Here is a 21,987-nt window from a genome sequence, read left to right on the forward strand (position 1 = left end):
TCCTCGTCGCTCAATCCCCCGCAACCTGAGCCACCACAACCCTGTCGTCGAAGTCATGGATGCCCATGACCTGATGGAGGCGCGACCATGGGACGGTTCCCTGCCAAAAAGAACGGGCCTGCAAGTGCAGGCCCGTTTTTATGGCTGATAACCACCCGTTCTTGCCGGGGTGCAGCTTTTTATTCGTTGGACGATTTGAATTTGCGACTGCGCAGCAGCAGTGGGAGCTGGTAGAGCACCAGTGCCCCCAGCACCAGGCCGACGCCAGTCAGTTTGGCGGCTCCCAGCGGCTCGTCATAGAAGAAGGTGCTCAGGATCAGGGTCCAGACCGGTTCCAGCAGCATCAGCAGGGCGGCATGGGCCGTGGTCATCCGGCTCAGGGCGTGGGTGAGCAGCCAGTAACGCAGGGTGGTGGCGATCAGGACGCTGGCGGCAAACCAGCCCCAGACGCCAGAGCTGATGCTGGCGGGCCACTGCTCGGTCAGCAGGGAGAGCAGGGTGCCGAGCAGGCCAGTCACCGCCAACTGGACGCAGGTGAGCCAGGTGGGGGGAATGGACTGGGCGAAGTGGCGGTGCACCGCAAGCTGGACGCCCAGGGTGGCGGCCGCCGCCAGAAACCAGAACAGCGACAAAGAGACGCCCCAGTGGGTGCTGCTCGAGAGCAGCAGCAGGCCGGCGACGGCAAGCGGCAGAGTCAGCCAGTAGTGGCGGCCGGGTCTGGCCTTGAACGCCGCCCAGGCGGCGAGCGGTGCCATCAGGGTGGCCACGCTCATGATGAAGGCGCCGCTGCCGAGCGCATCGCTCTGGCTGATGGCGGTAACCCAGAACAGCAGGCTGGCCCCGAGCAGGGTGCCACAGCCGGCGGCGCGCAGCAGTTGCGAACGACTGGGGGGCGGCTCGCGCAGCCAGGCCAGTGGCAACAGCAGCAGGGCGGCCAGCAGGAAACGGCTGCCGATAAAGGCGGCGGTAGGCAGTTCGCGGATCGCCTCTTTCGAGAAGAGCCAGCCAGCGGCGGCCAGCAGGGTGACCAGCATCATCAACAGCAGGGGGGCGCGGTTCATCGGGGTATCACAGAGTCAAGACAAAGGGCAGAGCATAAAGGAAAGCGGGCCGGATTGCCTGCGACGATTTACCCACGGAACGACAGGATAGAGGCAGGGTGGCCACCCAGGCCGCCCGCGCTAGTCGTTTTCCAATGCGGCGAGGCAGTGTGACAGGGTGCGGGCCAGCGCCCCCTGGTTGCGCAGCACCACGGCACGGGCCTGCTCCCCCATCTGGCGGCGAGCGCCCGCATCGCCGAGCAGCGCATTTACCTTGTCGCCCAGAGCATCGGCATCCGCCACCACGGCAGCCCCCCCCTGAGCCACCAGCTGGCGGGTGATGTCGCTGAAGTTGAAGTAGGCGGGGCCGGTCAGGCAGGGTTTGCCGAGCGCCGCCGGCTCCAGCAGGTTGTGGCCACCAATCTTCACCAGACTGCCGCCGACGAAGGCCAGATCGGCGGCTGCCAGCATCAGCGGCAGCTCGCCCATGGTGTCGCCCAGGTAGATTTTGTCGCTCTCGCCGACCGCACTGCCCGCCGTGCGCCGCACGCAGCCGTAAGGGGCGCACAGCTCGGCCACCCGGGCAAAGCGCTCGGGGTGGCGCGGCACCAGGATAAGAAGGGCCGACGGGTGCGCCCTGAGCACCCGATCGAAGGCGGCCAGCACCTGCTCGTCCTCCCCCTGATGGGTGCTGGCGGCGATCCAGACCGGCCGCCCCTGTCCAAGCTGCTGGCGCAGGGCGCGGCCCCGGGCCTGCACCTCGTCGCCAAACTGGATGTCGAACTTGATGGAGCCGGTCACTGCCAGCCGCTCGCGGCCGATTCCCAGACGATGGAAGCGATCCGCGTCGTCCTGGTGCTGGCACAGCAGGTGGGTCAGCGGACGGCTGAGGGCATCGAAGGCGCCCTGGAAGCGGGCATAGCGCTGGCAGGATCGCTCGGAGAGCCGGGCATTGAGGATGGTCACCGGCAGGTGGCGCGCCTCGCAGGCCGCCAGCCAGTTCGGCCACAGCTCGGTCTCCATCACCCAGAGGGCGCGGGGCTTGAAGGTGGCCAGAAATGCCGAGACGGCCCAGGGGTAGTCGAGGGGCGCATAGCGGTGCACCACCAGATCCCCGAGCTTGGCCGCCTGCTCGGCGCCGGTGCGGGTAGTGGTGGTGAGCAGTATGGGCAAGGAGGGCTGCTCCGCCTTGAGGGCGCGGATGAAGGGGCTGATGGCCAGCGTCTCCCCCACGCTCACCGCATGGATCCAGAGCGGCGCCTCCTGCCCTGTGGCAGGTGCCCGTCCCAGGTGCTCGGCCCAGCGCTTGCCGAAGCCGAGCTTGCCTTTTTTGGGCTTGTAGAGCGCCAGCAGCGCCAGCGGCAGGCCCAGGTGGATCAGCAGGTTGTAGAGCAGCCGATAGATCATGCTACTGGCCTTCGCCGCCGGTCGTGGGGTCCGCCACCGGCTGCTGCGCGATCACCAGATCTTCCGACTCGCTCCGCTCCAGTCGTTTGCCCGCCTCGATGACCTGCTCCGGCATCAGCTCGATCAGGCACTTGAGGTGGCCGAACTTGCAGGTGCGCTTGAAGCAGGGGCGGCATTCGATGTCGGTGTGGACGATCTCGACCCTGTCCGCCAGGGGCGGCGTGTAGAGCGGCGAGGTGGAGCCGTAGACACCGATCAGCGGCCGATTGAGGGCGGCGGCGACGTGCATCAGTCCCGAATCGTTGGCGATGACCCGACCGGCCAGGGCCATCAGATCGATCGCCTCGTGCAGGCTGGTCTTGCCCGCCAGCACGTGGCAGTTGGGCCGGGACAGGGGATTGATCCGGTCGCGGATGGTGTTGGCCACCTCCACATCCTTGCCGGAGCCGAAGATCCACACCTGCCAGCCTTCATCCAGATGCTTCTGGGCCACCACGGCGTAGTGCCCCTCGGGCCAGCGCTTGGCCGGGCCGAACTCGGCCCCCGGGCAGAGTACCAGCACCGGGCGGGCGCGATTCAGGCCGAGCCGCTCCAGCGCCTTGCCCTGGTTGATGAGATCCACGTGCAGGGAGGGATGGGGAATGGACGGAATGTCGCTCCGGCTCTTCATCTGTGCCTTGGGGTAGGCCAGCGCCAGATAGGCTTCCACCATCAGCGGGAAGGCCTGCTTGTTGCTACGCATGTCGTTGAGCAGGCCGAAGCGGTGCTCCCCCTTCCAGCCGGTCCGCACCGGGATCCTGGCGAACCAGGGGATGAGCGCTGACTTCATGGAGTTGGGCTGGATGATGGCCTGATCGTACTGCTCGGCGGCCAGTTGCTTGCCGAGCCGGCGGCGGGCCCCCAGCTTGAAGTCACCGTGGCCGAGCGGCATGGGGATAGCCTTGTCCACCTCGGGCATCCGCTCCAGCAGGGCCACGCACCAGGCCGGCGCCATCACATGCAGCTCGCTGTCCGGGTGATTCGCCTTTATCGCCTTGTAGAGGCTCTGGGACATCACCATGTCGCCGACCCAGGAGGGGCCGATCACCAATATCTTCATCGCGCGTCTTCTCTCGGGACTGGCCCGGCAGTTAATCGTTACTGGGCGAGATTATGCCCCAAGAAAGGCTGAAGAAATAACAGAAGATACCTGCCCGATACGCAAGAGGCCTTCAGGGGCAGCGGGCCCATGCCCCGGCCGGGGTTTTAGGCTAGAATGGGCGCCAATCCGAGCATGACCCGCCCGCCGGGTGCCAACAAGAGTCCAGACCCTGTGAAAAAACCGACCCTGGCGGCCGTCCTGATCGTCAAGAACGAAGCCGACAACCTGCGCGCTTGCCTCGCCTCCCTCGATGGCCTGGTGGACGAAATCGTCATCCTGGACTCCGGCAGCCAGGATGACACCCCCACCATCGCCGCCGAATTCGGCGCCCGCTTCTTCGTCAACACCGCCTGGCCCGGTTTCGGTCGCCAGCGCCGCCTCGCCCAGTCCCATGTCCAGTCCGAATGGGTGCTGTGGCTGGATGCAGACGAGCGGCTCACGCCCGAACTGAAGGCGGCCATCGCCGCCGTCATGGCCAGTCCGGCCAGCGACACCATCTACTCCATCCCCCGCCTCTCCTGGGTGTTCGGCCGCTTCATCCGTCACAGCGGCTGGTACCCGGATCGGGTGCTGCGCCTCTACCCCAGGGCGCTGACCGGCTACAATGAGGCGCTGGTGCACGAGAAGGTGGAGGTGCGCGCCAACATGAAGATCGTCAACCTGCACGGCGACCTGCTCCACTTCACCTACCGGGATCTCGAGCACTATCTGGTCAAATCCGCCGGCTACGCCCGGGCTTGGGCTGATCAGCGCACCGCTCGCGGCAAGAAAGGCTCCCTCGGTCAGGGACTGGTGCACGCCATCGGCTGCTTCCTCAAGATGTACCTGCTCAAGGCCGGCTTCCTCGATGGCAAGCAGGGACTGCTGCTGGCCATCCTCTCCGCCCACTCCACCTTCGCGAAGTACGCGGACCTCTGGATCCGCCAGCAACCCCAGGCACCGGACCAGGCACCCAAATAAGCCGACATGGTGACATCCCCATGACGAGACAGGGCCCCGAGGGGCCCTGTTTGCATTCTCAGCTTTCTGTCCGCCAGAACGGCGGTGCCCAGCGGGCGATCGCCGCCGCCATGGTCTTGGGATCGAGCTGACTCATGTCTTCCGGGTGATCGCTGTCTTCCGGCGGGCTGAAGGCCAGATGACGCCCCTCGCTGTTGAGCGGGCGCCAGCGCAGCGGCGTGGCGGAGCGGTGCGCCGGGAAGAAGCCTATGGTGGGCACGTCCAGCGCCGCGGCTATGTGCAACGGCCCCGTGCTGCCCGCCACGAACAGGGCGGCATTGGCCATCACTTGGCAGAACTTCGGCAGCCCCTCATCGGAGCGATAGATCCAGCCGTTGCCGCCGTGGGCCAGCAGCTCGGCCGCCAGCTGCTCCGCCTTGCCCTCCTCCCCGGGCCCCGCCGTCAGCACGCACTGCAATTCAGGGCAGGCCTGGTTGAGCTTGATGATGAGGCGCGAGTACTGCTCGATGGAGAGGTTGTTGGCCGAGCCGCCGCTGCCGGCGTGCACCATCAACCAGGGGCGGCCCGCATCCAGCTTCAACCGGCTGGCAACTTGCTCGCGCACCTGTTGCAGGCTCTCGGGATCGAAGCTGAGGTAGGGACCCTGAGGCTCCACCACGCTCAGTTGCTGGTCGGCGAGGAAGCGGCGTACCAGATCCAGGTTGTATTCGTACTCCGGCTTCTGGGAGCGGGAGCGACGCTGTACCAGCCGCTGGTTGTAGAGCACCTGGGCCAGCTTGGTGGCCGGGGCCAGCCGGTAGGGAATGTGTGCCTTCCACACCAGCTTGGCGTTACGGGTGTTGGAGAAGAGGCAGATGGAAGCATCGAAGGCGGCCGCCTTGATGCGGGCCAGCAAGGCGCGTTGCTGCTCCTTGTCGGCCCGGGCACCCGGGTCCAGGATGATCTCGTCGATCCAGGGGCAGAGGCGGGCCAGCGGCGCCGTGTAGGAGGGCACCAGGGCAGTCACATGACACTCCATGGAGCGCTTGAGCATGGCAAAACTCGGCCAGGCCAGCATGAAGTCACCAATCTTGTCATTGCGGACTACCAGAATACGTTTCATAAAAAATCCCTTTGCTCCCTGTCACCAATGCAGGGAGGCTTGATGCGCGGTGCGGGTATTCTTGCCTGATGCCGGGCTATTCTCAAGCGAAGACGCCAAGGGGCCCTGATTTGGGCGATCCAACCTGGGGCGTCGCGCCAGAAATCCGCGCCATCCCGGTCGCGACAAACCACCAACAGACCCTATAATGCGACCAATTTTCCCGGTTGCAGGAATCAGCAGCATGACCAACAAGGTAATCTATCCCGGCACCTTCGACCCCATCACCAACGGCCACACCGACCTGATTGGCCGGGCCGCCAGGCTGTTTGACGAGGTGGTGGTCGGGGTCGCCAACAGCCCGAGCAAGCGGCCGCTGTTCGATCTGGCGGAGCGCGTCCTGCTGGCTCAGCAGGTGACCGCCCATCTGCCCAACGTCAAGGTGGTGGGCTTCTCCGGCCTGCTGGTGGATTTTGCCAGGGAGCAGCAGGCCAACGTGCTGATCCGGGGCCTGCGCGCCGTCTCCGACTTCGAGTACGAATTCCAGCTGGCCAACATGAACCGCCGCCTGATGCCGGAGCTGGAGAGCGTCTTCCTCACCCCGGCCGAAGAGAACTCCTTCATCTCCTCCACCCTGGTGAAGGAAGTCGCCCTGCACGGCGGCGACATCCACCAGTTCGTCGATCCCCTGGTGGCCCAGGCCATCTCCGCCAAACAGGGGAAGTGACAACGCAAACAGGCTACCCGAGGGTAGCCTGTTTGTCGGGGCAACTGACGCGGCCCCTGTCTCCCGTCCCGGCCGTCAGCCCGGCGCGCGGTGCAGCGCCTGCTGACAGTTGAGCGCCAGCTCGTCCAGCCATGCGTAGCGACGCCGGTACATGGCTCGCTTCTTGGCGGCCACCTCCTCCAGCGGCTTGCGTACCACGGGTTGCAACCGCACGAAGTTGGCATCCTGATCCAGGGCACCGAACTCCTGCCACAGCTCGTCATAATCCGCCTGCAGGCAGGCTTTTTTCTTCTTGCTATAGCGTCTGGCCTGGAAGATGTGCGCCTTCATTCGCACGGCCGAGACACGGCTGGCCCCCATGGCCGCGGCCAGCGCCATCACCAGCATCACCACCAGCGACTTGGGTCTCAGGCCATGACCCGCCTTGGTCAGTGCCCGTACCTGCTCCTGGGGCTGCTCGACACCGGGCTCGGGCCCCTGCACCGAGCCTATCACCAGCGCCAGCTCATGCTCGCTGCCCGCCAGCGAGAAGGCGCAGCTGTAGAGCCGTTCCCCCTGCTCGTTGACGATGGAGAGAGCCAGCTCGGCCTCCCGGCGGAAGGTGCCGTCGTGGCGCAGCACCAGGCGACAGCCACCCTCGGGGTAACGGCCGAGTTCGATCCCTTCCCCCAGATAGAGCAGGTCAATGAGATCAGGATAACGGGCCAGCAGCAGCCGGTAGTGATCCTCCACCATCCTGACCCGCTGGTTCACGGTCGAACAGGCGAAGCGATAGGGCCGCATCGGCTTGTCGAGCAGCTCGGGATAGTGGGCAGGCAGGGCCCTCAGGGGTTCTGTCTGAAACAGCTCGAACACCCGGCTCAACTGCGACCGGTAGAGCAGACTGCGCAGCACGAACTTGCCGCGATTGAAGGTCTTGCGGGCGCTGTCATCGGGATAAAGGAAGCGGGCCATTTTCTGGGCGCAATAGTGCCCCTGCCGGGATAAATGATCCCAGTCTATTGATTTTGCTGTCATTTTTATTACCTCGCAGCCTGAACTGGCGAGATAGTAGTCATGGACGAAAGCGGCATCAACAGACTGGCAATACTCTCTTACAACTTGGCAGGATATGGCCCAAAAAACGGTAATTCAGCGTTGGCAGTGGGAGCAGAACACAGTGGTTCTCTGGCCCATCCTCACCTCGGTCAGCAGGGTATGGCAGTGGAAACAGGGCTGGCCGCCCCGGCCATAAACCTGCAACTGCTGCACGAAATAGCCCGGCTTGCCGTCGGCACTGGTGAAATCCTTGAGGGTGGTGCCTCCCTGGCGAATGGCCTCGGCCAGCACCCGCTTGATCTCGGCCACCAGAGTACCCAGCCGCTCGCCGCTGATATTGCCTGCCGCCCGCTTGGGGTGAATGCCGGCGGCATAGAGCGCCTCGTTGGCGTAGATGTTGCCCACCCCTACCACCACCTGATTGTCCATCAGGAACTGCTTGATGGCGGTGCTGCGCCCCTTGGCGCGATCGCGCAGGTAATCGGCATTGAAGGCATCGGTGAGCGGCTCAGGCCCCAGCTTGGCGAGCAGGGCGTGCGCCTCGGCGGGTTCTCGGGTCCACAGCAGGGCACCGAAACGGCGCGGATCGTTGAGCCGCAGCAGCTTGCCGTTGGCGAGCTCGATGTCCACGTGATCGTGCTTCTCGGCCGGGGTGCCTATGTCCAGCACCCGCAGGCTGCCGGACATGCCAAGGTGCAGGATGGCGGTGCCAAAATCGGTCTCCAGCAGCAGGTACTTGGCCCGGCGGCTGACCCGGTGGATGACGAGATCCACCAGCTCCTGGATCTCGCCAGGCACGGGCCAGCGCAGCCGGCCATCCCTGACCACCACTCGGGTCACCTTGATGCCGGTGAGCCAGGGAGAGATCCCCTGGCGGCTGACTTCGACTTCCGGTAATTCAGGCATAGACAGGCCTCTCGCTCACGGCAGGGTTCAAGGGGTGGGACGCAACAGGTCGCGGTACTGCTCCTGGCTCAGGGTGAGCCAGGTCGAGGGGGGCAGCAGGGCGGCAAACTTGCCGTCATCCTGATAGAGCCCCACTTCAACCGGATCGCTCTGGCCGGCGACCCATATCTTGAGGGTGACAGGGGTGCCGCGCACGGCCCCGCCCGGGGGCAACAGCCAGCCTTGCCATGTCTCGATGCGGGCGGCCAGCTGGGCGCTGCTGAGCCCCAGATCCGGCCCGCTGCGCCAACCCTGGCCGATCCGCTCTATCTGCCAGCTCGGCCCCTGCCAGGTCAACACCACGGCAGACTCGGGCAGCAGGGGACGGGACCGCTGAGCGCTGTTCTCCTGCTGGGCCTGCTCCAGCCGGTGCAGCAGGGTGATCACTATCAGCACCGCCACTATGATCACATTATTCCAGCCTTTACGGCTCAATTTGAACATGGCAAGCCTCCCTTTGAAGCGGCAGTGTACTGAATTCCATCCATAAAAAAACCCGGCACTAAGCCGGGTTTTTTGGGAATGCAGCATCAAGTGATTACTTGATTTTGCCTTCCTTGTAGATCACATGCTGACGAATAACGGGATCAAATTTCTTGATCTCCATTTTTTCGGGCATGGTGCGCTTGTTCTTGGTAGTGGTATAGAAGTGACCAGTACCGGCGCTGGAGTTCAGGCGAATCTTATCGCGAATACCTTTAGCCATGATCTAATTCCTTATACCTTAACGCCGCTGGCACGCAGTTCAGCCAGAACCACTTCAACGCCGCGCTTGTCGATGATACGCATGCCTTTTGCGGATACGCGCAGGCTTACGAAGCGTTTTTCACTCTCAACCCAAAAACGGTGAGTGTGCAGGTTCGGCAGGAAACGACGCTTGGTAGCGTTGTTAGCGTGCGAACGGTTGTTACCAACTGCCGGGCGCTTGCCGGTTACTTGGCATACTCTAGACATGTCAGTCTCTCCAAATCTTACTTCATTGCTCGAGCAAATATCTGCCCCGCTGGCCTTCGATTGCGGGGCAAACAGAAGGCGGCATTTTATACAGCATCCGTGATCAAAGATCAACTAATACAGTGCCAGAGCCCAGTCATAACCAACCACGCTCTGCGAAAGAAACCGTGATGCCGTCACCGATCACCAAGTGATCCAGCACTCTGATATCGACCAAGGCCAGGGCGGCCAGGATCCGATCCGTGATCTGGCGGTCGGCCCGACTGGGCTCGGCTACGCCGGACGGGTGATTATGCGCCAGAATCACGGCGGCTGCATTATGTTTGAGCGCGATCTGCACGATTTCCCTGGGCCAGACGCTCGCCGAATCCAGGGTGCCGTAGAAAAGTTCAACAAATTGAATCACTCTGTGCTGGTTATCGAGCAATAACAGCGCAAACACCTCCCGCGGCCTGTCCCGCAGTTGAGCCTGCAAATACTCCCGGGTCAGCTGAGGGGACGTGAGGGCCTCCCCCCGTTGCAACTGCTCGGCAAGATGCCGTCTGCCCATCTCCAGCACCGCCTGCAACTGGGCATATTTGGCCGGCCCCAACCCGTGAGCACCGCAAAAAGCCTGTTGCTCGGCACCGAGCAATGCCCGCAGGGATCCGAACTGCTGCAACAGCTGGCGGGAAAGATCCACCGCACTCAGGCCGCTGACCCCGGTGCGCAGGAAGATCGCCAGCAATTCCGCATCGGACAGCACCCCAGCTCCACGGCGCAACAGCTTCTCCCGGGGGCGCTCATCTTCCGGCCACTCCTTGATGCTCATTTGTCTCTCCCCCATGGCTATTGAGAGAAAACATAGCAAAAAATCGCGGGAGCCCGACCACAACTCCCCCATGTCAGCCTCTGTCGTCGTCCATCGCCTGTGCTATCTTAGCCGACCAGTCAGAGTGAGCCGAAAGAGAAGCAGCAGATGAGATTGGCCGATAAACGCATCCTGTTGGGTGTCAGTGGCGGGATCGCCGCCTACAAGAGTGCCGAGCTAGTACGCCGCCTGAAAGATCAGGGGGCCGAGGTGCGGGTGGTGATGACCCGCTCCGCCAAGGAGTTCATCACTCCCCTGACCCTGCAGGCCGTCTCCGGCCACCCGGTCGCCGACAGCCTGCTGGACCCGGCCGCCGAGGCGGGCATGGGCCACATCGAGCTGGCAAAGTGGGCCGATCTGGTGCTGATCGCACCCGCCAGCGCCAACCTGATGGCGCGCCTGGCCGCCGGCATGGCGGATGAACTGCTGACCACCCTCTGCCTGGCCACCCCGGCAACCGTCGCGCTAGCGCCGGCCATGAACCAGCAGATGTTCCGCAACGCCGCCACCCAGGCCAATCTCGATACCCTGGCCAGCCGTGGCATCCTGCTGTGGGGGCCGGACTCCGGCAGCCAGGCCTGCGGCGACGTGGGCCCGGGCCGGATGCTGGATCCCCTCGAACTGGTGGAGCGCTGCTGCCAGCAGCTGACTGCCGAGCCATTGCTGGCCGGCGTCAGGGTGCTGCTCACCGCAGGGCCGACCCGCGAGGCGCTGGATCCGGTGCGCTACATCAGCAACCACAGTTCAGGCAAGATGGGTTACGCCATCGCTCGCGCCGCCCGTGAGGCGGGTGCCGAGGTGACGCTGGTGAGCGGCCCGGTCGCCCTTGCCGCTCCCCAGGGAGCTGAGCGGGTCGACGTGGAGAGCGCCCTGCAGATGCACGAAGCTGTGATGAGCAGGATCGGTGACTGCGATCTCTTTATCGGCTGCGCCGCCGTGGCGGACTATCGCCCTGCCCAGGTCGCCAGCCAGAAGATCAAGAAGACCGGCGACAACGACCAGATGACGCTGACCCTGGTCAAGAATCCCGACATCATCGCCGCCGTGGGAGCCTTGTCAGACAAACCCTTCACCGTCGGATTTGCCGCCGAAACTGTGGATGTGGAACAATACGCCCTCGACAAACTGCGACGTAAGCGGCTGGATATGATCGCCGCCAACGACGTGTCCCGTGCAGGTCAAGGCTTCAACGCCGATGACAATGCCCTGACCGTCTTCTGGCAAGGGGGTCAAGCTGCCCTGCCCCTGGCCGATAAGCTGACGCTGGCTCGTCACCTTGTAGCCCTGATTGCACGCCATTATCGACCCTGAGCCCTGGGCCATTTCCACAGACGAAAGCGTCGTGGCGACACGGATCGTATTGAACATGCGAGTGCCCACACAAGCACCCGCTGAACCACTCGATCGCCCCTGGCGATCCAACTGAAAAACGATTTATGAACACACAAATTGAACTGAAAATCCTGGATGCCCGCATCGGCACCGACTTCCCGCTGCCTGCCTACGCCACCCCGGGTTCCGCCGGTATGGATCTGCGCGCCCTGCTGGATGCACCGATCACGCTGGCGCCGGGCGACACCACGCTAGTGCCGACCGGGCTCGCCATCCACATTCAGGATCCGGGTCTGTGCGCCACCATCTTGCCCCGCTCCGGCCTGGGTCATAAGCACGGCATAGTGCTCGGCAACCTGGTCGGCCTCATCGATTCCGACTACCAGGGCCAGCTGATGGTCTCAGTCTGGAATCGCGGCAACGACAGCTTCACCATGCAGCCCGGCGAACGCATCGCCCAGCTGGTGATCCTGCCCGTGGTGCAGGCCAGCTTCCAGCTGGTCGACGAATTCAATCAGAGTGAACGGGGTGAAGGCGGGTTTGGTTCTTCTGGTCGCCAATAACAAGACCACACAGCCCCTTGGGGTTTGTGTCTAATAACAGAATCAAGCCATTGTTTTTTTAGGGGAATCCATGGCAAGCAGTAACCAGAAACAGAGTCGGCGCGATCAGATCCTGCAGGCACTCGCCCACATGCTGGAAACCAGTCCGGGCCAGCGCATCACCACGGCGCGCCTCGCGGCCGAGGTAGGTGTGTCCGAGGCGGCCCTCTATCGACACTTTCCGAGCAAGGCGCGGATGTTCGAGGGGCTGATCGACTTTATCGAGGATTCCCTGCTGTCACGGGTCAACCTGATCATGGCCGAAGAGAAGGACACCATGGCCCGCTGCCACCATATACTGCAGCTGCTGCTGGTGTTCGCCGAGCGTAATCCCGGCATCACCCGCATCCTCAACGGCGATGCCCTGCTTGGCGAGCACGATCGGCTGCGGGATCGCATCAGCGCCCTGTTTGACAAGCTGGAGACCCAGCTCAAGCAGGCACTGAGAGAGAAGCGTCTGCGGGAAGGCCAAGGCTTCCAGCTCGATGAGACCATGCTGGCCAACCTGCTGCTGGCCTATGCCGAGGGCCGCATCAGCCAGTTCGTCCGCTCCGAGTTCAAGCTCAAGCCCACCGCCGGGTTCGAGGATCAGTGGCAGTTTATGCGTAGCCAACTTCTACAGAGCTGAGTTCATACATCACATGCGCCTCATACACCATAGGGGTTGCGACTAAGAGGGAGGCCTTGGCCTCCCTTGCTTTTTGTGGCACAAAAGAGAGACGAGTATCAGATGCGACCCAGGCTGTCGCGTTCCGATGTTAGATTCATGCGCCATAAACCTTCATATCAACAGGACATCCTATGGAACCCGAGATCATTACCGAAGCGCAGACCTGGCTGGTCAACAACCAGGGGCTGATCATCGAGTACGCGGTCAACATCGCCGCCGCCCTGCTCACCCTGCTGATCGGTTACATCGCCGCCAACCTCATCAGCAGTGCCGTGGTCAAGGTGATGCAGACCCGCAAGCTGGATACCACAGTCACCCACTTCGTCGGCAGCATCCTCAAGTACACCATCCTGGTGTTCGTAGTGATCGCCGCCCTGGGCCGGGTCGGAGTCCAGACCGCCTCCTTCGTTGCCATTATCGGTGCTGCCGGTCTGGCCATCGGTCTGGCGCTGCAGGGTTCGCTCTCCAACTTCGCCGCCGGTTTCCTGCTGATCATCTTCCGCCCCATCAAGGCCGGTGAATTCATCGAGGTGGCCGGCACCAATGGCGTGGTGCAATCCGTCCAGCTGTTCACCACCACCCTCACTTCCGGTGACAACAAGATGGTGGTGGTGCCGAACTCCGCCATCCTCAACGGCACCATCGTCAACTACTCGCGCATGGATACCCGCCGGGTCGACATGACCTTCGGCATCGGCTACGGCTCCGACCTGCGCAAGGCCAAGCAGATCCTGGAGCGACTGGTGAACGAGGACCCGCGCATCCTGAAAGACCCGGAAGCCGTCATCGCCGTCGCTGCACTGGCCGACTCCTCGGTCAATATCGTGGTGCGTCCCTGGGTCAAGACGGGCGATTACTGGGGTGTCTGGTTCGACTTCCACGAGAAGGTGAAACTGACCTTCGATGCCGAAGGCGTCGAGATCCCCTTCCCCCAGATGGTGATGCACATGCAAAAACCGCAGGCGTGATCACGGTTCCGCTGCAACGCATAATGCCAGCCTCCGGGCTGGCATTATCATTTCCGGCCCCCGCTGACGAACATAAAAAATCCGGCCATGTGGGCCGGACTTTGTTCTCAGCAAACAGGGATCGGCGCCACTACACCAGTCGGCGTGCGACCCGGTTGAGCAGCGGTTGCACCAACACATAACCCCCCAGCACCGCACCGATCACCGCCAGCACCCGTAACGGCAAGGTAGGCGCCGCACTGGTCAGTACCATGGTCAGCAGACCGATGAGGCCGGTGGCGATCAGGCTCAGGGCAAACAGGGACAACACAGCTTTCATTGCGATCTCCTCATTCCAGACAGTGGCCATCCCTGGGAGATCTCGTCCATTCGGCTCATATGCTAGCCAAGACCCAACCCTGACAATTTGCGCCTGCTCATAAAACGAGCCAAAAAGCGGCTGTCAGATACCCCTTTAGCTGTAACACGAACTTGCCAGGCAGCAAGTCGCGACCAGCCATAGATGAAAGCCCTTTCAACCCGTGCAAGCCGGGTGAAGTATGAGCAAACTCAAGATCCCCTGGCCATGAGTGACTCATAATCGCAGCGTTTTGGTTGTAAACTCCTTCGATGGCAGACAATTGGTAAAGCTCTGTTACATGGGCCGCGCAATGGGCCCGGTATAATGCTCGAATAATAAGGTTTGGCGGGAGCCTTGCCTGCAAGGTTCATACACAACTTGGAAGACTGATAATCCTATGAAAAACATCAATCCAACCCAGACCCAGGCCTGGCAGGCGCTGGAAGCCCACTTTGCAGCGAACAAAGAAACCCGGCTGAAAGATCTGTTCGCCCAGGATCCCCAGCGTTTCGACAAGTTCTCCCTCACCTATCAAGGCGACATCCTGGTCGACTACTCCAAGAACCTGATCACCGAGGAGACCCTCAAGTTGCTGGTTGATCTGGCCAAAGAGACCGATCTTCGCAGCGCGATCGATGCCATGTTCAATGGCGAGAAGATCAACATGACTGAAGGGCGCTCCGTACTGCACGTGGCCCTGCGCAATCGCTCCGACCGCCCCATCGAAAGCGATGGCAAGGATGTGATGCCGGAAGTGAACGCCGTACTGGCCAAGATGAAAGGCTTCTGCGAGAAGATCATCTCAGGCGAGTGGAAAGGCTACACCGGCAAGGCGATCCAGCACGTGGTCAACATCGGTATCGGTGGCTCCGATCTCGGCCCTGTGATGATCACCGAGGCGCTGCGCCCCTACAAAAATCACCTGCAGATGCACTTCGTCTCCAACGTCGATGGCACCCACATCGCCGAGACCCTGAAGAAAATCGATCCGGAAACCACCCTGTTCCTGGTGGCCTCCAAGACCTTCACCACCCAGGAGACCATGACCAACGCCCTGACCGCCCGCGACTGGTTCATCAACATCGCCGGTGACAAGGCCCACGTTGCCAAGCACTTCGCTGCGCTCTCCACCAACGGCAAGGCCGTGGCCGAGTTCGGCATCGACACCAACAACATGTTCGAGTTCTGGGACTGGGTTGGCGGTCGCTACTCCTCCTGGTCCGCCATCGGCATGCCCATCGCCCTGTCCGTCGGTTTTGAAAACTTCGAAGCCCTGCTGCAAGGCGCCTTCGAGATGGACATGCACTTTGCCACTGCCTCCTATGAGCAGAACGTGCCGGTGCTGCTGGCGCTGATCGGCCTGTGGTACAACAACTTCTACGGTGCCGAGTCCGAAGCCATCCTGCCGTACGATCAGTACATGCACCGCTTCCCGGCCTACTTCCAGCAGGGCAACATGGAATCCAACGGCAAGTACGTGGATCGCAACGGCAAACCGGTTGACTACCAGACCGGCCCCATCATCTGGGGTGAGCCGGGCACCAACGGCCAGCACGCCTTCTACCAGCTGATCCACCAGGGCACCAAGCTGATCCCTTGTGACTTCCTGGCACCGGCCATCAGCCACAACCCCATCGGCGACCACCACCCGAAACTGCTGGCCAACTTCTTCGCCCAGACCGAGGCGCTGGCGTTCGGCAAGAGCAAGGAACAGGTCGAAGCCGAGTTCCTGGCCGCTGGCAAAACCCTGGAGCAGGTCAAGGATCTGGTGCCGTTCAAGGTGTTCGAAGGCAACCGCCCGACCAATTCCATCCTGTTCAAGAGCCTGACCCCGAAAACCCTGGGTGCCCTGATCGCCATGTACGAGCACAAGATCTTCGTACAGGGCGCAATCTGGAACATCTTCAGCTTCGATCAGTGGGGCGTGGAGCTGGGCAAACAGCTGGCCAACAAGATCCTTCCGGAGCTGACCACCGCCGAGACTGTCACCAGCCACGACTGCTCCACCAACGGTCTGATCAACACCTGGAAATCCTGGAAGGCCTGATTTTCCAGTTCTTTCTGAATGCGAAAGCCCCGCTCATAGAGCGGGGCTTTTTATTGCCGGGAGCCAGCGTTGCCATTCTGTGGAGATCTGGCCAGGTGTCTAAGCCAGCCAGAAGACGGGGATCGTCACCCCCGCCCTTACATCGCTAGCATTAACCGCCGACGGCGATGCGCTTCATGTCTTTCATATAGCCGCGCAGGGTCTGGCCGATCTTCTCGATGGGGTGATTGCGGGTCGCTTCGTTCGCGGCCAGCAGTGCCTGGTTGTCCACGGCCTTGCTCTCGGCACGGGCGCTACCCAAGTCCCCCGCTTGCAGGGTCGGCATAAAGTGTTCGCGCAGCAGCGGCACGGCGGCGTTGGCGAACAGGTAGTTGCCGTACTCTGCGGTATCTGAGATGACCACGTTCATCTCGTACAGACGCTTGCGAGCGACTGTGTTGGCGATCAGAGGCAGCTCGTGCAGGGATTCGTAGTAGGCGGACTCTTCATAGATGCCGGAGGCCACCATGGTTTCGAACGCCAGCTCGACACCCGCCTTGACCATGGCCACCATGACCACGCCATTGTCGAAATACTCCTGCTCGGCAATCTTGCCCGAATAGGCAGGGGCATTCTCGAAGGCGGACTTGCCGGTCTCTTCGCGCCAGCCGAACAGCTTGGCATCGTCTTCGGCCCAGTCGGCCATCATGCCGCGGGAGAACTCGCCGGCGATGATGTCATCCATGTGCTTCTCGAACAGCGGACGCATCAGGGTGCGCAGCTGCTCGGAGAGCTCGAAGGCGCGCAGCTTGGCCGGGTTGGACAGACGGTCCATCATCAGGCTTATGCCGCCCTGCTTCAGGGCCTCGGTGATGGTTTCCCAGCCGAACTGGATCAGCTTGCCGGCGTAGGCCGGGTCAGTGCCCTCGGCAACCAGCTTGTCGTAGCAGAGCAGGGAACCGGCCTGCAGCATGCCGCACAGGATGGTCTGCTCGCCCATCAGGTCGGATTTGACTTCCGCCACGAAGGAGGATTCCAGCACGCCAGCACGGTCGCCGCCGGTGGCGGAGGCCCACGCCTTGGCAATGGCCATGCCTTCGCCCTGGGGATCGTTCTCAGGGTGAACGGCGATCAGGGTCGGTACGCCGAAGCCACGCTTGTACTCTTCACGTACCTCGGTACCCGGGCACTTGGGTGCCACCATGACGACGGTGATGTCGGCACGGATCTGCTGACCCTCTTCCACCACGTTGAAACCATGGGAATAACCCAGGGCGGCACCCTGCTTCATCAGCGGCATGACGGTCTTCACCACGTCGGAGTGCTGCTTGTCCGGGGTCAGGTTCAGTACCAGATCGGCGGTCGGGATCAGATCTTCATAGGTACCAACGACAAAGCCGTTGTCGGTGGCTTTCTGCCAGGAGGCGCGCTTCTCGGTGATGGCGGCCTTGCGCAGGGCATAGGAGATATCCAGCCCGGAGTCGCGCATGTTCAGGCCCTGGTTCAGACCCTGGGCGCCACAGCCCACAATCACCACCTTCTTGCCCTTGAGCGTCGCACAACCGTCAGCGAACTCCTCGCGCTGCATGAAACGACACTTGCCCAGCTGGGCCAACTGCTGACGCAGGTTCAAGGTGTTGAAATAGTTAGCCATGGTGATTGCTCCGTTCGATTGATTCCATGCCGGGTAGCGGCGTTGTCCAAACCACTATAGCGCGGGACACTTATTGCCTGAACTGATATATTCGAAACAGTACGTTGCAGAAATTGAAATGTGACTCTTGGCATTCTCAGGCCGTTTTCCCACCTGGTGCATCTCAGGGGCTTGCGGCCTGACGATATATGGTCGGCACAAGCGCCGCTGCAGGAATTCAAAGATGGACCTTCGCAATCTCGAACTGTTTCTCCACCTCGCCAACTCCCTCCACTTCGGCAAGAGCGCCGACGCCATGGCGGTCAGCCCCTCCACCCTGAGCCGCGCCATCCAGCGGTTGGAGCAGGAGACCGGCTGCGTGCTGTTCGAACGGGACAACCGCAGCGTACGGCTCACCCCGGCGGGAGAGAAGCTGAGGGAGTTCGGTGGCAGCCTGCTGCAGGAGTGGCGGCGGCTCAAGCAGGAGCTCAGGCGCAGCGATGAACCGCTACAGGGTCGGCTGCGGGTGTTCTGCTCGGTCACCGCCAGCTACTTCCTGCTGCCCGAGGTGCTGGAGCGCTTTCGCCGCCGCTATCCCCAGCTGGAGATCAAGCTGGAGACCGGCGACCCTGCGCTGGCGGTGGACAAGATCCTGACCGACGAGGCCGATCTGGCCATTGCCGCCCGCCCGGATGCCCTCTCCTCCAAGCTGGAGTTTGCAAGCCTGCAGCAGGTGCCGCTGGTGTTTATCGCTCCCCGGGCCGCTCCGCAGTCAAGCCAGTGGTTCTCGCAGGGAGAACCCGACTGGGAGCGGCTGCCGCTCATCCTCTCGGAGCAGGGATTGGCTCGCAAACGCTGTGACCAGTGGTTTCGCAACAAGGGGATCGCCCCCAACATCTATGCCGAGGTAGCTGGCAACGAGGGGATTGTCGCCATGGTGGCGCTCGGCTTCGGAGTGGGGCTGGTGCCTGCCGCCGTGATCGACCACAGCCCCATGGGGGACAAGGTACGCATCGTCGAACCCAAGCCCGCCCTCAAGCCGTTCGATGTCGGCATCGCCGTGCTCAAGAAGCGGCTGGAAGAGCCGCTGATCCGCGCCTTCTGGGACACAGCACGCGGTCAGGGAGGGCTGCGCTGACCCAGAGGCTGACCCCACATCAGTGTCAAATGTGTCAGTATGAAAGCCCTGGAGAAGAGCGGACACTGGCCGGTAAACCCATCCACCACAAAGAGCCATGCCGTGAGCCAGCATCTTGTCGAAATCCAGAGCGCCATCCTGTTTGCAGAGTATCTGCAGAGCCTCGGAGTCCAGCACACCCCGCTCGATCGGGAGCAGGAGGTCTATGTGCAGGACAGGCACCTGGCCACTGTGCGGCGTATCCAGGGTGAGCTGAGATTTTATCTCCGTGCCAATGCCCTGACCCGATCGTGATCCGCAATGGGTCACAGAACGAACACCGAAAGCGTATTAGACTGGCACCATCCGTCACCCTCACCACCGGGGGCCGTCACGAGGAGTGCCCATGAAACCAAGCGGCCTGGATCGGCTCTTCAAACCCCAATCGATTGCCGTCATCGGTGCCTCCAGTGACCCGCAGAAAGCTGGCCATGTGGTCATCCGGCATCTGCTCGCTGGCCAGTTCAAGGGCCCTATACTGCCGGTCAACCCCCACAGCCGGGCCATCGCCGGCGTGCTCGCTTATCCCGATATCGCCAGCCTGCCCCTCTCCCCGGATCTTGCCATCGTCTGCACCCGGCACGAACGGGTACTACCGCTCATCGAGGAGCTAGGCAAGAAAGGAACCGGAGCGGCCATCATACTGGCTGCTCAGTTCTCTGGCGACGAGCGCCAGCGGCTCAGGCAGCTCTGCCAGCAATACGGCATCCGCCTGCTCGGCCCCAACAGCATGGGTATGTTGTTGCCTGGGCAGGGTATTAACGCAAGCTTCTCCCCCATTGTCGCCACCCCGGGACAGGTTGCCTTCCTGTCGCAATCCGCGGCAGTCAGTACCACCATCCTCGACTGGGCCAAACAGCGTGAACTCGGCTTCTCAGCCTTCGTTTCGCTTGGTGATCACTGCGACATCGACTTCGGCCAGCTGCTGGATCAGCTCTCCCGCGACGGGACAACCCGCGCCATCCTGATCTACATGGACAAACTGCACGATGCCCGCCACTTTCTCTCCGCCGCCCGTGCCGCCTCTCGCAACAAGCCCATCCTGGTGCTCAAGAGCGGCCGCCACGATCCGGCCAACGGCCTCGACAACGTCTATGACGCCGCCATCCGCCGGGCCGGAATGCTGCGGGTCCGAGACACCCATGAGCTGTTTGCCACCGTCGAAACCCTGAGCCACTCTCTTACCCTCAAGGGGGAACGGCTCGCCATCCTCTCCAACGGGCGTGGCCTGGCCAACATGGCTGCAGACGTGCTGCTGGCGCGCGGCGGCAAGATGGCCATGCTTCCTCTGGATATAGGCAGCGATGCCGATGTAGAGGCCTACAAAACCGCGCTGGACGAGTTGCTGCAAGGAGACAAAGCTGATGCCATCCTGCTGATCCATGCCCCCTCCCTCACCGCTCGCGGTGCAACCCTGGCCAGCAGTCTGATCGATTTCCTCAAGCAGCACCCCAGAGCCAGGCGCTTCAACATCCTGACCAACTGGGCGGGAGAATACTCGGCCCAAGAAGGACGTCGTCTGTTCAATGAGGCCGGGATCCCGACTTACCGTACTCCGGAGAGTGCCGTCACCGCCTTCATGCACATGGTGGAATACCGCCGCAACCAGAAGCAGTTGATGGAGACCCCCGCCTCCCTGCAAGGGGACAGGCTCGATGCCGAGCGCTGTCAGCAGTTGCTCCACCAGGCACTGGATCGCAAACAACGGGTACTGGATACCCACCTGGCGCAACCCATCATGCAGGCGGCAGGCCTTTCCACCCTGTCGACCTGGATCGTTTCCGATGCCATCGAAGCGGCGCTGACCGCGGAGCAGATAGGCTACCCGGTGGCGGTTAAGCTGCGCTCACCGGATATAGCCCACAAATCCGAGGTACACGGCGTCATGCTGAACTTACGCACCTCGGCGGAAGTGGCCCAGGCGGCAGATGCCATCCTGGACCGGGTCCGTCAGCACGACCCTGGGGCCCGAATAGAAGGGCTGCTGGTGCAGCGCATGGCGCGCCGCAGCGGGGGTCTGGAGCTGAGGATCCGCTTGCAGCAGGATCCTGTGTTCGGCCCCGTCATCCTGCTCGGGGAGTCAGGTGCCGAACCCCACGAGATGGTCGCGGCCCTGCCACCGCTCAACCAGGCGCTCGCTCGCTACCAGATCATCGGTGCCCTCAAGAATGGCAAGATCCGCGAACAGGCCAGTCCGGTACGACTCGATATCGATGCCCTCGGCCAGGTCTTGTGCCAGCTATCCGAACTGCTGCTGGCCTTCCCCGAAATCCAGGAGTTGGATCTGCACCCGCTGCAGGCCTGCGGTGAAGAGATGGTGATCCTGGATGCCAGGCTGGTGCTGATGGAAGAAGGGCACCAGATGCTGCCACTGGCCATTCGCCCCTATCCCACCGAACTGGAGGAGGGGGCCTGGCTGAAAGATCAGAACCATGTGCTGCTGCGCCCGATCCGACCTGAGGACGAACCGGCCCACAAGCAGTTCGTGCTCAAGGTCTCCGATGAAGACAGATACAAGCGCTTCTTCGCCGACGTGGGGGAGCTGGGCCATGAAGAACTGGCCCGCATGACCCAAATCGATTACGACCGGGAGATGGCCTTCGTCGCCGTGGGGCAGGATGGGCCCTACAACCAGCAGATCCTGGGAGTGGTGCGCGCCATCTCCAATCCGGACCAGTCCGATGCGGAATTTGCCATCCTGGTGCGATCCGACCTAAAGGGGTTGGGGCTTGGCAAGTTGATGATGGAGAAAATCGTGCGCTACGCCAGGGAACGTGGCATCGGTCAGCTCTCAGGCATGACCATGCCCAGCAACCGCGGCATGATCAACCTGGCCAAACGGCTGGGTTTCCAGATCGACATCCAGCTGGAAGACGGCATAGTCAATATGGTGCTGCCCTGTGTAGATCAGGGCCGATGAAGATAGGATGCAGTTGTAAATCAGTCAGATATAGATGGCTGCCGTGAATGTCAGACAATAAAAAACCCCGCTCGAGTGAGCGGGGTTTCTTGTATTGGGTGCCTGGCAGTGTCCTACTCTCGCATGGCGAATGCCACACTACCATCGGCGCTACCGCGTTTCACTTCTGAGTTCGG

The 21,987-nt window shown here is 62.3% G+C and carries 22 protein-coding genes; 10 read left to right on the top strand and 12 right to left on the bottom strand.

From position 1 onward, the window contains the following. Nucleotides 1-179: 179 nt before the first annotated feature. The 3 genes from KW824_RS16735 to waaF form a co-directional block, all read right to left on the bottom strand. A complete protein-coding gene (locus KW824_RS16735; RefSeq protein WP_218410361.1) occupies nucleotides 180-1,061 on the bottom strand; it encodes a DMT family transporter in 882 nt (293 codons plus the stop codon). A 120-nt stretch (nucleotides 1,062-1,181) separates the two neighbouring features. Further along, nucleotides 1,182-2,447, bottom strand: a complete 1,266-nt coding sequence (gene waaA, locus KW824_RS16740; protein ID WP_218410362.1) for a lipid IV(A) 3-deoxy-D-manno-octulosonic acid transferase — start codon at nucleotides 2,445-2,447, stop codon at nucleotides 1,182-1,184. Nucleotide 2,448: 1 nt separating this feature from the next. Further along, nucleotides 2,449-3,546 (bottom strand): lipopolysaccharide heptosyltransferase II, encoded by a 1,098-nt coding sequence (waaF, locus tag KW824_RS16745; protein WP_218410363.1) that lies wholly within the window; start codon nucleotides 3,544-3,546, stop codon nucleotides 2,449-2,451. 213 nt (nucleotides 3,547-3,759) lie between these two features. Between waaF and KW824_RS16750 the strand changes: the two genes are divergently transcribed. Beyond that, nucleotides 3,760-4,548: a glycosyltransferase family 2 protein gene (locus KW824_RS16750; protein ID WP_218410364.1), complete on the top strand. Its 789-nt coding sequence runs from the start codon at nucleotides 3,760-3,762 to the stop codon at nucleotides 4,546-4,548. A 58-nt stretch (nucleotides 4,549-4,606) separates the two neighbouring features. Here KW824_RS16750 and KW824_RS16755 read toward each other — a convergent pair whose 3' ends face one another. Then, nucleotides 4,607-5,650, bottom strand: a complete 1,044-nt coding sequence (locus KW824_RS16755) for a glycosyltransferase family 9 protein (protein ID WP_182787159.1) — start codon at nucleotides 5,648-5,650, stop codon at nucleotides 4,607-4,609. A 223-nt stretch (nucleotides 5,651-5,873) separates the two neighbouring features. Between KW824_RS16755 and coaD the strand changes: the two genes are divergently transcribed. Beyond that, entirely contained in the window at nucleotides 5,874-6,356 is a 483-nt protein-coding gene (gene coaD / locus KW824_RS16760; protein WP_005323744.1) for a pantetheine-phosphate adenylyltransferase, read from the top strand. A gap of 75 nt (nucleotides 6,357-6,431) precedes the next feature. Here the strand turns inward: coaD and KW824_RS16765 are convergent, their stop codons facing one another. The 6 genes from KW824_RS16765 to radC all read right to left on the bottom strand — a co-directional run bounded on the left by KW824_RS16765 (nucleotide 6,432) and on the right by radC (nucleotide 10,104). Further along, the gene (locus tag KW824_RS16765) at nucleotides 6,432-7,310 is read right to left on the bottom strand and encodes a VirK/YbjX family protein (protein WP_218410374.1); all 879 of its coding nucleotides are present in this window, start codon (nucleotides 7,308-7,310) and stop codon (nucleotides 6,432-6,434) included. Between the two features lie 177 nt (nucleotides 7,311-7,487). Further along, nucleotides 7,488-8,300 (bottom strand): bifunctional DNA-formamidopyrimidine glycosylase/DNA-(apurinic or apyrimidinic site) lyase, encoded by an 813-nt coding sequence (mutM, locus tag KW824_RS16770; protein WP_218410365.1) that lies wholly within the window; start codon nucleotides 8,298-8,300, stop codon nucleotides 7,488-7,490. A 27-nt stretch (nucleotides 8,301-8,327) separates the two neighbouring features. After that, nucleotides 8,328-8,783 (bottom strand): hypothetical protein, encoded by a 456-nt coding sequence (locus KW824_RS16775; protein ID WP_205642871.1) that lies wholly within the window; start codon nucleotides 8,781-8,783, stop codon nucleotides 8,328-8,330. Between the two features lie 94 nt (nucleotides 8,784-8,877). Further along, nucleotides 8,878-9,045, bottom strand: a complete 168-nt coding sequence (gene rpmG / locus KW824_RS16780; protein WP_005323752.1) for a 50S ribosomal protein L33 — start codon at nucleotides 9,043-9,045, stop codon at nucleotides 8,878-8,880. 11 nt (nucleotides 9,046-9,056) lie between these two features. Further along, nucleotides 9,057-9,293, bottom strand: coding sequence for a 50S ribosomal protein L28 (gene rpmB / locus KW824_RS16785; protein ID WP_005307492.1), 237 nt, complete (start codon nucleotides 9,291-9,293; stop codon nucleotides 9,057-9,059). Nucleotides 9,294-9,429: 136 nt separating this feature from the next. Beyond that, complete coding sequence (gene radC / locus KW824_RS16790) at nucleotides 9,430-10,104, bottom strand: DNA repair protein RadC (RefSeq protein ID WP_042648929.1); 675 nt, start codon at nucleotides 10,102-10,104, stop codon at nucleotides 9,430-9,432. A 147-nt stretch (nucleotides 10,105-10,251) separates the two neighbouring features. Between radC and coaBC the strand changes: the two genes are divergently transcribed. The 4 genes from coaBC to KW824_RS16810 all read left to right on the top strand — a co-directional run bounded on the left by coaBC (nucleotide 10,252) and on the right by KW824_RS16810 (nucleotide 13,715). Beyond that, nucleotides 10,252-11,454 (top strand): bifunctional phosphopantothenoylcysteine decarboxylase/phosphopantothenate--cysteine ligase CoaBC, encoded by a 1,203-nt coding sequence (gene coaBC / locus KW824_RS16795; protein WP_218410366.1) that lies wholly within the window; start codon nucleotides 10,252-10,254, stop codon nucleotides 11,452-11,454. 125 nt (nucleotides 11,455-11,579) lie between these two features. Further along, nucleotides 11,580-12,038, top strand: coding sequence for a dUTP diphosphatase (gene dut / locus KW824_RS16800; RefSeq protein ID WP_218410367.1), 459 nt, complete (start codon nucleotides 11,580-11,582; stop codon nucleotides 12,036-12,038). A gap of 70 nt (nucleotides 12,039-12,108) precedes the next feature. Then, nucleotides 12,109-12,705, top strand: a complete 597-nt coding sequence (gene slmA / locus KW824_RS16805) for a nucleoid occlusion factor SlmA (protein WP_005323760.1) — start codon at nucleotides 12,109-12,111, stop codon at nucleotides 12,703-12,705. Nucleotides 12,706-12,878: 173 nt separating this feature from the next. Next, entirely contained in the window at nucleotides 12,879-13,715 is an 837-nt protein-coding gene (locus KW824_RS16810) for a mechanosensitive ion channel domain-containing protein (protein WP_043128777.1), read from the top strand. A 130-nt stretch (nucleotides 13,716-13,845) separates the two neighbouring features. Here the strand turns inward: KW824_RS16810 and KW824_RS16815 are convergent, their stop codons facing one another. Beyond that, nucleotides 13,846-14,034: a holin gene (locus KW824_RS16815; protein WP_005323764.1), complete on the bottom strand. Its 189-nt coding sequence runs from the start codon at nucleotides 14,032-14,034 to the stop codon at nucleotides 13,846-13,848. 418 nt (nucleotides 14,035-14,452) lie between these two features. Between KW824_RS16815 and pgi the strand changes: the two genes are divergently transcribed. Next, complete coding sequence (pgi, locus tag KW824_RS16820) at nucleotides 14,453-16,102, top strand: glucose-6-phosphate isomerase (protein ID WP_218410368.1); 1,650 nt, start codon at nucleotides 14,453-14,455, stop codon at nucleotides 16,100-16,102. Between the two features lie 151 nt (nucleotides 16,103-16,253). Here the strand turns inward: pgi and ilvC are convergent, their stop codons facing one another. Then, nucleotides 16,254-17,735: a ketol-acid reductoisomerase gene (ilvC, locus tag KW824_RS16825; RefSeq protein WP_218410369.1), complete on the bottom strand. Its 1,482-nt coding sequence runs from the start codon at nucleotides 17,733-17,735 to the stop codon at nucleotides 16,254-16,256. Nucleotides 17,736-17,958: 223 nt separating this feature from the next. Between ilvC and ilvY the strand changes: the two genes are divergently transcribed. From ilvY to KW824_RS16840, 3 genes are all read left to right on the top strand, one after another. Next, nucleotides 17,959-18,852 carry an HTH-type transcriptional activator IlvY gene (gene ilvY, locus KW824_RS16830; RefSeq protein WP_218410370.1) on the top strand — a complete coding sequence of 298 codons (894 nt, stop codon included), beginning with the start codon at nucleotides 17,959-17,961 and terminating at the stop codon, nucleotides 18,850-18,852. 102 nt (nucleotides 18,853-18,954) lie between these two features. Then, entirely contained in the window at nucleotides 18,955-19,146 is a 192-nt protein-coding gene (locus tag KW824_RS16835; protein WP_005323772.1) for a hypothetical protein, read from the top strand. Between the two features lie 91 nt (nucleotides 19,147-19,237). Next, nucleotides 19,238-21,811: a bifunctional acetate--CoA ligase family protein/GNAT family N-acetyltransferase gene (locus tag KW824_RS16840; protein WP_218410371.1), complete on the top strand. Its 2,574-nt coding sequence runs from the start codon at nucleotides 19,238-19,240 to the stop codon at nucleotides 21,809-21,811. The last annotated feature ends 176 nt before the right edge of the window (nucleotides 21,812-21,987 follow it).

It is taken from the genome of Aeromonas sp. sif0611 (genome assembly GCF_019218845.1).
Lineage (GTDB): Bacteria > Pseudomonadota > Gammaproteobacteria > Enterobacterales > Aeromonadaceae > Aeromonas > Aeromonas media.

Coding starts and splice junctions, on each gene's coding strand:
- KW824_RS16735 (WP_218410361.1), bottom strand. CDS start 1,061: ATGAACCGCGCCCCCCTGCTGTTGATGATGCTGGTCACCCTGCTGGCC.
- waaA (WP_218410362.1), bottom strand. CDS start 2,447: ATGATCTATCGGCTGCTCTACAACCTGCTGATCCACCTGGGCCTGCCG.
- waaF (WP_218410363.1), bottom strand. CDS start 3,546: ATGAAGATATTGGTGATCGGCCCCTCCTGGGTCGGCGACATGGTGATG.
- KW824_RS16755 (WP_182787159.1), bottom strand. CDS start 5,650: ATGAAACGTATTCTGGTAGTCCGCAATGACAAGATTGGTGACTTCATG.
- coaD (WP_005323744.1), top strand. CDS start 5,874: ATGACCAACAAGGTAATCTATCCCGGCACCTTCGACCCCATCACCAAC.
- KW824_RS16765 (WP_218410374.1), bottom strand. CDS start 7,310: ATGGCCCGCTTCCTTTATCCCGATGACAGCGCCCGCAAGACCTTCAAT.
- mutM (WP_218410365.1), bottom strand. CDS start 8,300: ATGCCTGAATTACCGGAAGTCGAAGTCAGCCGCCAGGGGATCTCTCCC.
- KW824_RS16775 (WP_205642871.1), bottom strand. CDS start 8,783: ATGTTCAAATTGAGCCGTAAAGGCTGGAATAATGTGATCATAGTGGCG.
- rpmG (WP_005323752.1), bottom strand. CDS start 9,045: ATGGCTAAAGGTATTCGCGATAAGATTCGCCTGAACTCCAGCGCCGGT.
- rpmB (WP_005307492.1), bottom strand. CDS start 9,293: ATGTCTAGAGTATGCCAAGTAACCGGCAAGCGCCCGGCAGTTGGTAAC.
- radC (WP_042648929.1), bottom strand. CDS start 10,104: ATGAGCATCAAGGAGTGGCCGGAAGATGAGCGCCCCCGGGAGAAGCTG.
- coaBC (WP_218410366.1), top strand. CDS start 10,252: ATGAGATTGGCCGATAAACGCATCCTGTTGGGTGTCAGTGGCGGGATC.
- dut (WP_218410367.1), top strand. CDS start 11,580: ATGAACACACAAATTGAACTGAAAATCCTGGATGCCCGCATCGGCACC.
- slmA (WP_005323760.1), top strand. CDS start 12,109: ATGGCAAGCAGTAACCAGAAACAGAGTCGGCGCGATCAGATCCTGCAG.
- KW824_RS16810 (WP_043128777.1), top strand. CDS start 12,879: ATGGAACCCGAGATCATTACCGAAGCGCAGACCTGGCTGGTCAACAAC.
- KW824_RS16815 (WP_005323764.1), bottom strand. CDS start 14,034: ATGAAAGCTGTGTTGTCCCTGTTTGCCCTGAGCCTGATCGCCACCGGC.
- pgi (WP_218410368.1), top strand. CDS start 14,453: ATGAAAAACATCAATCCAACCCAGACCCAGGCCTGGCAGGCGCTGGAA.
- ilvC (WP_218410369.1), bottom strand. CDS start 17,735: ATGGCTAACTATTTCAACACCTTGAACCTGCGTCAGCAGTTGGCCCAG.
- ilvY (WP_218410370.1), top strand. CDS start 17,959: ATGGACCTTCGCAATCTCGAACTGTTTCTCCACCTCGCCAACTCCCTC.
- KW824_RS16840 (WP_218410371.1), top strand. CDS start 19,238: ATGAAACCAAGCGGCCTGGATCGGCTCTTCAAACCCCAATCGATTGCC.